The sequence below is a fragment of the Gemmatimonas sp. genome, assembly GCF_036405635.1.
Taxonomy (GTDB): domain Bacteria; phylum Gemmatimonadota; class Gemmatimonadetes; order Gemmatimonadales; family Gemmatimonadaceae; genus Gemmatimonas.
This window is the reverse complement of the sequence record NZ_DASWXE010000083.1, coordinates 26,394-36,142: the sequence shown is the minus strand read 5'-3', so window position 1 is coordinate 36,142 and position 9,749 is coordinate 26,394. Positions and strand designations below refer to the sequence as shown.

Annotated in this window: 7 protein-coding genes; 2 read left to right on the top strand and 5 right to left on the bottom strand. The window is 65.0% G+C overall.

Features of this window, described 5'->3' with window-relative positions; genetic code table 11:
* A partial coding sequence (locus tag VGE27_RS06615; RefSeq protein WP_331048851.1) for a hypothetical protein occupies positions 1–617 on the top strand: 617 nt, incomplete at its 5' end.
* A 133-nt stretch (positions 618–750) separates the two neighbouring features.
* Here VGE27_RS06615 and VGE27_RS06610 read toward each other — a convergent pair.
* Both VGE27_RS06610 and VGE27_RS06605 read right to left on the bottom strand, forming a co-directional pair.
* Positions 751–2,142: a TldD/PmbA family protein gene (locus VGE27_RS06610; RefSeq protein ID WP_331048850.1), complete on the bottom strand. Its 1,392-nt coding sequence runs from the start codon at positions 2,140–2,142 to the stop codon at positions 751–753.
* The gene (locus VGE27_RS06605) at positions 2,139–3,773 is read right to left on the bottom strand and encodes a metallopeptidase TldD-related protein (protein ID WP_331048849.1); all 1,635 of its coding nucleotides are present in this window, start codon (positions 3,771–3,773) and stop codon (positions 2,139–2,141) included. Before VGE27_RS06605 ends, VGE27_RS06610 begins: the two co-directional genes overlap by 4 nt.
* Before the next feature lie 274 nt (positions 3,774–4,047).
* Here VGE27_RS06605 and VGE27_RS06600 point away from each other — a divergent pair, with 274 nt between their 5' ends.
* Complete coding sequence (locus tag VGE27_RS06600; protein WP_331048848.1) at positions 4,048–5,493, top strand: M20/M25/M40 family metallo-hydrolase; 1,446 nt, start codon at positions 4,048–4,050, stop codon at positions 5,491–5,493.
* Positions 5,494–5,538: 45 nt separating this feature from the next.
* Here the strand turns inward: VGE27_RS06600 and VGE27_RS06595 are convergent, their stop codons facing one another.
* From VGE27_RS06595 to VGE27_RS06585, 3 genes are all read right to left on the bottom strand, one after another.
* Positions 5,539–6,141 (bottom strand): ANTAR domain-containing response regulator, encoded by a 603-nt coding sequence (locus VGE27_RS06595; protein ID WP_331048847.1) that lies wholly within the window; start codon positions 6,139–6,141, stop codon positions 5,539–5,541.
* Between the two features lie 3 nt (positions 6,142–6,144).
* Entirely contained in the window at positions 6,145–8,100 is a 1,956-nt protein-coding gene (locus tag VGE27_RS06590) for an ATP-binding protein (RefSeq protein ID WP_331048846.1), read from the bottom strand.
* A gap of 159 nt (positions 8,101–8,259) precedes the next feature.
* The gene (locus VGE27_RS06585; protein WP_414653543.1) at positions 8,260–9,636 is read right to left on the bottom strand and encodes an NAD(P)/FAD-dependent oxidoreductase; all 1,377 of its coding nucleotides are present in this window, start codon (positions 9,634–9,636) and stop codon (positions 8,260–8,262) included.
* Positions 9,637–9,749 lie beyond the last annotated feature (113 nt).

Genomic DNA, 9,749 nt, shown 5'->3' with positions numbered 1-9,749 from the left:
GCCTGAACGCCGCGTCGCTCTCGTTGTCCGAGGAACTCGCCGCGTTCGAACAGCCGCCGCAGGAAGTCTGGGACACGTCCTGGACCAAGCGCGTCACCGCGAAGCACAAGGCGATGTTCGACGTGCCGGAGATCGCGGGCGGTGCCGGCGTGTTCCGTGCCGCGATCTGGGGCGCGCAGTACATCGATGCACTCAAGGTCACCGCCGCCGACCTGGCACCGGTCATCGTCATTCGCCACAGCGGCATCCCGCTGGCGATGAACCAGGACTTCTGGGTCAACTACAATGTCGGCAAGCAGTTCAAGCTCAAGGGCGACGACGGCAAGACCATGAAGTACAACCCGGTGCTGCCAGCACCGGGTGCACCCGCGCCGACGGGCATGATGGCCAACTACATGCTCGACAACCAGATCTCGAAGGGCGCCATCGCGCTCGGATGCAATCTCGCGTTCCGCAGCATTGTGTCGGTCGTGCAGAAGCAGGACAAGCTGACGCCGGCCGAAGCGCGCGAGAAGGCGAAGACGATGGTCGTGCCCGGTCTCATCATGCAACCGTCGGGCATCTTCGCAAATGTGCTCGCGCAGGAAGTGGGCTGCGCGTTCGTATACGCGGTTTGATGCGGAAATGATCTGATATCAAAAGGAAAAACAGGAAGGAGTTGGAGAGTGTGCGGGAAGCAGTACCTGCGCCCTGCGAACTCTCCAACTCCCCCTTTTCTTCCTCTAGAAATCAGACGCCTTTCCTTATTGCCTACACTGCGTCCGACAACGACGTGAAGTTGAAATCCCGCACCTTGATCGGCGGCATGAACACCGCGCCACCCGTCGACGCACTCTCCGACGAATTGATACGCATCGTGCCACCCACCGCTTCCAGATTGTTCAGGAAGAAGATCGGGCTCTCGTTGTAGCGGAAGTTCTTGATCGGGCGCGTCACCTTGCCATTTTCGACCAGGAACGTGCCGTCGCGCGTGAGACCCGTGTACAGGATCGTGCGCGGATCAACGCCGCGGATGTACCAGAAGCGTGTGACCAGCACACCGCGCTCGGTGCTCTTGATCATGTCGGCGATGCTCGACGAGCCGCCCAGCATGCGCAGCGAGCGCGTGCCACCAAACCCGCCACCACCAGCGCGCGTGGCCGGCACGTTCTGCTTCTGCGCCCAGTAGCGATCGTAGTTCAGGTTCTTCACGAGCCCGTTCTCGATCCACACCACCTTCTCGAGCGGCATGCCGTCGTTGTCGTAGCCACCGCTCAGGCTCGGTGAATCCGCCGGGTCGGTGAGCAGCGTGACACGTTCGTCGACCACCTTGAGGCCGATCTTGTTGCCGCCACCCGGCTTCGAGAAGAACGAGCGGCCTTCGTCTGCCGCACGCGCCTGCATCGCACCCGGAATGAGCTGCACCAGATTGCCCACGGCCGTGGGTTCGAGAATGGCCGTGTAGCGACCCGGCTCGATGGCCACCGGATTGCGCGAGTCCTTGGCCTTCTGCACGGCCGTGGCGGCGAGCTGCTTGGGGTCGAGCTCACTGAAGCTGTTGCCGTCGCTGCACGCCCAGCCAGAACCTGTGCCATCGGGCGAACGCACGGTCGCCGTCATCGACACCGAGGCCGACGCGTCGTACGCAAACAGTCCCTTCGAGTTGGCCAGCGCCGTCGCACCCGCGCGGCACTCGATGAAGCCGGTGGCCACGAGATCGTTGGCGCGCGCAAGTTCGGTCACGATCTTCGCTGCCGCCGCACGCTCGGCCGGCGTCGGGATGTCGAGCGCTCGCTCGCGGAACGCCGGATACGTCTGTGCGCCGAGTTCCGGCATACGCTCCGGGTTGGGCGGCACAAGCTTCGCGATTTCGTGCGCCTGCTTCGCCGCCGCGGCGAGTGACGCTTCGTCGAGGCGGTTGGTATTCACACTCGCGGAGCGGTTGCCCACATACGCGGTGATGGTGATCTGCGTGTCCTGGTTCTCACCCGACGTCGTGACCTGGTTCAACGCGAAGCGCGTGTCCGCACGCGCACCACTGTTGATCGACACGCGCGTCTCTTCCGCGGGTGAGTTCCGCAGCACGCGCTGCGCGATCTCCTGCGCCTCGGCACGTGACAGCACGCTGGCCGGGGCGAAGAGGGAGCGAGGCGCGAGGCTCATGCCGTCCTCCCGGTGTTGATGACGTTGACCTGCGAGAAGAGCGCCGGCACGCAGCCGTGGCTCACGGAGTTGGACTGCGCCGGCTGCCCCTTGCCGTCGCCGAACGCACCGCCGAGGTGGTAGCTGCGCGGACCGCCGATGGCCTTGAGCCCCTTCCAGAACTCCGGCGTGCGGAACTGGTACGCCACGTCCTTGAGCTGGCCCACGATCTTGCCGCCGCGCACTTCGTAGAACACCTGGCCGGCGAACTGACCGTTGTAACGCTGCTGGTCAATGGAGAACGAACCGTCGCCGACGATCGCGATGCCGCGATCCATCTTGGCAATCATCGACTCCCAGGTGTCGTCGTTGTTGCCGGGCTGCAGGCTCACATTCGGCATGCGCTGGAACTGCACATCCGACCAGCTCTGCGCATACGAGCAGCCGTACGAACGCACCGGCTTGCCCACGCGCTTGTAGTAGTCGGCCATCATCGTGGCCTGCTCGCGCGTGGTCTGGTAGTCCTGGAACACCCCGTTCTTCACGATATCGAACTTGACCGGCTTCACGGCTTCGTCGTCCCAGCCGATCGCGCCAAGTGATCCCTTCTGCTCGCGATCGCCCACGATGTTCATGAGCTCCGAGCCGTACTGCATCTTGCCCAGCATCGCGTCCGGCGGCGCGATGAAGCTGGTACCGGCGTAGTTGGCTTCGAAGCCCAAGGCACGATCGAGCTCGGTCGGGTGACCGATCACTTCGTGAATGGTGAGCCACAGGTTGGACGGGTGCAGCAGCAGGTCATAGCGACCCGGCTCCACCGGCTTGGCGCTCAGCTTCTGCACCGCGAGCTCTGCCCATTCCGGCGCGCGCTCAGCGAGCTTGCTGTTGGTGACGTGTTCGTAACCCAGACCCATCGGCGCGACTTCGTTGCTCTGCACCGATTGGAAGTCGCGGTTGTCGGCCGACACCGCCGTCACGCCCATGCTCGGCGACGTGCGGTAGATCGTCTGCACCACGTACGAACCGTCGGTCGTCATGAGCGACTTTTCTTCACGCAGGAAGAACATGCTCGACGTGACATTGCGAATGCCCTTCACCTTGAGCGCGGCTTCGTTGGCCGCGAGCAGGAAGGCCACCTTGTCGGTGATGGCCACGTTGAAGGGATCGACTTCGATGGGGCTCTTCCACTGACCAACCTGGTTGCCCGGCGTGGGCGCGAGCACCACGGGGCGCAGCTGACTGGCCCGGTTGGCCTTGGCCTGACCGAGGGCGAGCTGCGTGGTCTTGGCGACGGAATCCTTGTCCAGCTTGCTCGTGGCCGCAAAGCCCCACGCGCCGTCCACCAGCGTGCGAATGCCGAGGCCGAAGGTGTCGGTATCGGAAACGCCCTGCACGATGCGGTCGCGCGTGTTGACGTTCTGCTGGCGACGAGCCGCCACGCGGACGTCGGCATACGAGGCGCCGCCGGCCTTGGCCGTGTTCAGTGCGGCTTCCATGAGGGCCTTGATGGCCGGATCGTCGACCTTGGGCAGGTCGTCATGGGGAACGAGCAGCCCCGAAGGGGTCTGCGCCAGGAGCGGCGAGGATGCGACCAGTGAACCGGCCGCGACCGCTGCCCCGACCTTGAGAAAATCTCGACGGTTGCTTGGCATGTAAGGGCGGTGAGGGAGGAGCCGCAATATACCTGTCAGGACACCGGTTGCGCCTCGTCACCGGGGTCAGATGTCGGAGGGCAGATTTGCCGCGGATTGCACGGAAACCCACGGAAACAACAGGATTGAAAATCAAGAAGTGATCCGTGTCGTTCCCGCGCGTTTCCGTGTGATCCGTGGCAAGGCAGTTCAGGCCACCATAGTCAACGCGAGACCAGGAAAGCACTATTCAAGCACTCGCGTTGTCTCACGCCCGTTAATCTCCCGTTTATTTATGAACGCTCGCGGCATCCTCACCAGCGCCCTGCTCCTCGCCGCGCCCGGCGCGGCCGGCGCTCAGCTGCCTGGCACGCGCGCCCCCGGTGCGCCGACCACGCTCACGGCCGAGCAGCAGGCCGCCCGCGCGATCTACAAGGAGATCGTGGAGATCAACACGGCCGACTCCGTGGGATCGGTCACCCGTGCCGCCGAGGTTGTGGCGGCACGATTCCGCGCGGCGGGCTTTCCGGCAGCGGACATTCACATCGTCGGCCCCGCTGATGCACCGGCCAAGCACAACCTGATCGTGCGCCTGCGCGGCAAGGGACGCGGCAAGCCCATTCTGCTGCTCGCTCACCTCGACGTGGTGCAGGCCCTGCGCGCCGACTGGCCGCGCGACCCGTTCACGTTCATCGAGGAGGACGGCTACTTCTGGGGCCGCGGCGTGTCGGACGACAAGTCGATGTGCGCGATGTTCATCGCCAACATGCTGCGCTACAAGAAGGAAGGCTGGGTGCCCGAGCGCGATCTCATTCTCGCGCTCACGGCCGATGAAGAGGGCGGCAATCACAACGGTGTGTCATGGCTGATCGAAAATCGTCGTGAGCTGATCGACGCCGAATACGCCATCAACGAGGGCGGTGGCGGCACACTGCAGGACGACAAGCCGCTGTTCCATTCCATTCAGGCGGCCGAGAAGGTGTACGAAGACTTCACTTTCACCGTGAAGAACACGGGCGGCCACTCGAGTGTGCCGCGCAAGGACAACGCCATCTACTCGCTGTCGCAGGCGTTGCTCAGGGTGCAGCAGTACACGTTTCCGGTTGAACTGAATGCGGTGACGACCGCGTTCTTCGCACAAACGGCCAAGGTGGAAATGCCGTCGCTCGCCACGGCGATGCGGGCACTGGTGGCCAACCCGGCGGACACGGCCGCCGCGCGCGTGATCTCCACCGACCCGCGCTATGCGAGCATGCTGCGCACCACCTGCGTGGCCACCATGCTGAGCGGCGGGCATGCGCCGAATGCGCTGCCGCAAACGGCCAAGGCCAACGTGAACTGCCGCATCGCGCCGTCGAGCAAGGCGTCGCAGGTGCGCGCCGCACTGGAGCGCATCGTGGACGACACCGCCGTGGCCATCGTGGGCGAGCGCCCCGACCGCACCGATGGGGCACCGGCGCCGATTCATCCGGCGTTGCTGAAGGCCACCGAGTCGCTCACCAAGCAGATGTTCGGTGACATCCCGGTGATTCCCACCATGAGCACTGGTGCCACCGACGGCTATCGTCTGCGCAACGCCGGCATTCCCACCTACGGCGTCAGCGGGATCTTCTCGGCGCCCGGCGAAACCAATGCGCATGGCCGCAACGAAAAGCTGCGCGTCAAGTCGTTCTATGACGGACTCGCCTTCCTGCACGAGCTCGTGAAACAGGTCGCGGGGCCCGGACAGCCTGTGTCCTGAGCCCCGCGCAGTACCGCGTGATGCCGCCAGCGAATCAGGAGTGAATCAGGACTTCATGCCGGGTTCGCTGTCGATCACAGCTTTCGCAATGTCCACCATGCGCACCGAGCGATCCTGGCTGCTGCGCTGCATGATGCGATAGGCCTCCTGCTCGCTGCTGCCCGTGCGGCGCATGAGAATGCCCTTGGCGCGCTCGATGAGCTTGCGCGCCTCGAGCTGCTGCTTGGCCTCGGCGGCTTCACGGCGCGCCTCGATGAGTTCACGCGCACGCGTCACCGCCATGCGCAACGTCACATCGAGTGTGGTCGGCGGCGTGGGCTTGGGCAGCAGCGCCACCGCAGTGCTCCGCAGCACGTCGGCTGACGACAGCGTGAGCGAAAGATCGCCAGTGATCAGCACCACGGCCGTACCGGGCAGCGCATTGGCAATCTCTTCCGCGGCCTGCACACCAGTCGCGCCCGGCATGTGCATGTCGAGAAGCACCGCGTCGGGCGTGAACTGCTGCGCCTTGGCGATGGCATCGGTACCAGACTCCACCTCTGCCACCACCACGTGACCGAGCACGCCAAGCAAGTCCACAAGCGTGGAGCGCTCGAGCGCGTTGTCTTCTGCGACCAGCACTCGCAGGGTCGACGGTTGTTCCGACATGGGTTACTCGTTGGTGGACGGGGGCATGCGCCCCGCAATGTGAGCCTTCAGTTCCTGTGCCCGCAACGGCTTGCGCAACACGAATTCGACACCGCGCGCTTCATCGCTTCCGGTCGTCGCTTCCCATCCCGTGATCACGCCCACCCGAAGGGTGGGCCACGAAGCACGACCTTCCCGTGCAAGATCCCAGCCACTGCCATCCGGCAACCCGACATCCGTCAGCATGAGATCGTACGGCATCGGGCCTTCCACCGCGAGTCTGGCGCGTGCCTCAGCGATAGTGGCCACAGCATCGACCACGTGGCGATCCCCTTCCAGGATGCGCCGCAACAGCACGCGTCCATCGTCGTGGTCTTCCACGACGAGGATGCGCTGGGGCGTTGCGGGCGCCACCACGGCGGCCGGTGCCGGCGCGGGCGCCCCTCCCGCGCGGGGCAGCCGCAGGCTCACGGTGGAGCCTTTCCCGGGGGCCGATGAAATGCTCACCTGGCCGCGGTGACGACGGGCAATACCGTAGACTTCCGCCAGACCGAGCCCCGAGCCTTTCGATCCTTTGGTGGTGAAGAATGGCTCGAACGCGCGCTCCTGCACCTCTTCGCTCATGCCGACGCCCGTGTCCTGCACGGAGAGGCATGCTTCAGCGCCATCGCCCCAGCACCGCACCGTGAGCGTGCCACCTTCCGGCATCGCATCCATGGCATTCTGGACGAGGTTGAGCAGCGCCTCCCGAATCTCACCCGGCAACCCGCGCCCATTCACGCCGGCTTCGAGCTCCTTCACGATGCGGACCTCGCGGCTGTCCACCGATCGACGCAACCGCATGGGCTCGGTCAGGTCGAGCACTTCCACCACGAGCTGCGCGAGATCGATCTCTTCGTCGCCGCCGGCATGCAGCGGTTCCTGCCGGATGAATCGGCCCACGCGCGACGCGGTGGCGGCGCCGATTTCCGCAGCGGCACGAATGCGTTCGGCGTAGTCGCGCACCGCTGCCGGTGATTCGGCATGGTGCTGCAGCAGGTAGGCCGACGCCATGATCGGGTTGAGCGCGTTGTTCACGTCGTGCATCACACCCGCCGCGAGCTGGCCCACGGCGGCAAGGCGCCGCTCACGCACGCGCTCCTCGTTGGAGGCGATCACCTCCCGCGAGCGTTCCTCGACCAGGCGATCAAACTGCGCAGCGTCCACCGCCGATGATGACGAGGGTGACGGGGAACGATCGCGGCGCTGACGATCGGTGATGTCGTGATCGACCAGCATCACGCCGACGACCGATCCGTCCGCATCGGTCATCGGAGCGGCATTCGCTTCGACCAATCGCATACCATCCGCACGCCGGCACTGCAGGCGCTGCTGACGCACCGACACACCGGCGAGGGCGCGCATGCCGGGTGTGTCGAGAAACGACAGCGCGCGCGCCGGCTGCCCATCATCGGAGACTTCATGGGGCGCTTCGCGCTCCCACAGCTCGCGCAAGGTGGTGGGCGCCTGATCGCCGCGCAGACGATCGGCTTCTCCGTTGGTGCGAATGATGCGACCGGACACGTCGATCACACGCACCGTCGCCGGTGCCAGCATGAAGAGCGTGCGACGTTCACGCTCGGCGCGTTCGAGCGCGACACGGCGCTGATGCTCTTCGCTGACGTCGGCGACAGTGACCAGCACCAACGCGTCGTCGAAGGGCGCGACCCGCAGCGTGAACACGGCACCATCCGCAGGCAGCGTGATCGGACGGACGACTACCGTGTTCGTCGCCTGCACAAAAGCCATGGCTTCGCGCGCCACTTCACCAAACGGATGCAGCATCACACGCCAGTGCTGCGTGGACAACGGCGCGATCGGATCGAAGACGAACAACTCCTCACCGGACGCATTGATGGCGGCCGCCGTGCCATCCGCGCGAAACAACGCGGCAGGCACAGGCAATGCCGCCAGCACGCCGACAAGCCGTGCAGTGTCCATCTCAATACGGGATGCTGCCGACGAAACCACTGAGGGAGGGGGCATCTGGAAACCACCACGCGCTGCCTGCGTCGGCATTGACGTCGCAGCCCTACCGGATTTCCGGGGGCGCGAGGAGCGACGTGCGGTGGGGTAACCTAGGCCCGTTCGTCCCCTCGGTCAAACCGTCTGCTTCACTCTGTCATCCCCAACGGAGATTGGGCGACCACTAGACAGCTCTGGTGGAGGCGGTGCGGAAGGCGACACGGGCGCCGTCCCCGAGGCGAGTACGGGCGTATTGCTGGCGGCCGCCCGGGTGATCAGCCGCACGCCACGTTGCCACGTCACGTAGGCCCAGCCCCACTGCAGCAGCACACTCGCCCGGTTGCGGAACCCGACGAGGTACATGAGGTGCACAAACAGCCACAGGAACCAGGTGAAATAGCCGCTCAGGTGCAGTCGACCGAATGCGGCGACGGCCTTGTGACGACCAATCGTCGCGAGATCGCCCTTGTGCCAGTACTGGAATGGCGTGCGGGGACGTCCCTGCATGCTGGCCAGAATCATGCGCGCGGCATGCTGACCCGTCTGGTTGGCCGTTGGTGCCACCGCAGGCGCAGGCTGGCCGTTGTCACGCATGACAATGCACAAGTCGCCCACCACGAAGACATTCGGATGCGCCGGCACCGAACAGTCATTGGCCACTTTCACACGACCCGCACGATCGGTGTCGGCGTCGAGCATACGACCTAAGGGCGATGCCACGTTTCCGGCAGCCCAGAAGACGGTACGAGTCGCGACATGCTCCTCCCCAATCGATACGCCATGTTCGTCGATGTGGGTCACGGGAACGCCGAGCCGCACTTCCACGCCAAGTCCTTCGAGATCCGCCTGCGCAGCGCGGGAGAGATCCTCGGGAAAGGTGGGCAGGATACGCGGACCAGCTTCAATCAGCAGCACACGCGTCTGCCGCGTGTCGATGCGACGAAATTCCTTCCGGAGGGCACGCTTGGTGATGTCGGGGATGGACCCGGCCAGTTCCACGCCCGTGGGGCCACCACCAACGATGGCAAACGTCAGGTTGGCGTCTCGCTCCGCCGGATCATCGGTGCGTTCGGCGCGTTCGAAGGCCAGCAGCATACGCTGACGCATATCGGTGGCGTCTTCGATGCTCTTGAGCCCCGGCGCAAATGAGGCCCACTCATCGCGCCCGAAATAGGCGTGCCGGGCACCGGTCGCCACGATGAGAAAGTCGTAGGCGATCTCCGTCTCGTCATCCAGCCGCACCACCTGCCGGGTGGCATCGATGCCCACCACCTCGGCCATCAGGACCGTGGCATTGGCCTGGTTCCGCAGTCGCCAGCGGATGGGCACCGAGATATCGCTCGGCGCCAGACCGGCTGTCGCCACCTGGTACAACAATGGCTGGAAGGTGTGGTGATTGGACCGATCCAGCACCGTCACCCGCACCGCCGCCCTACGTAGCTCCCGGGCCGCTGCCAGCCCGGCAAAGCCTCCACCTATGATCACCACGTGAGGGACGTGGGAATTCGTCATCTCCCTGCTCCGCCAGTAAGTTGACTCCATGTCCAGCCAATTCCGATCGACGTTGCTGCGCGTCCTGATCATTCAGGTGGTCGCGCTGATCCTCCTGTGGCTGCTGCAGTCCA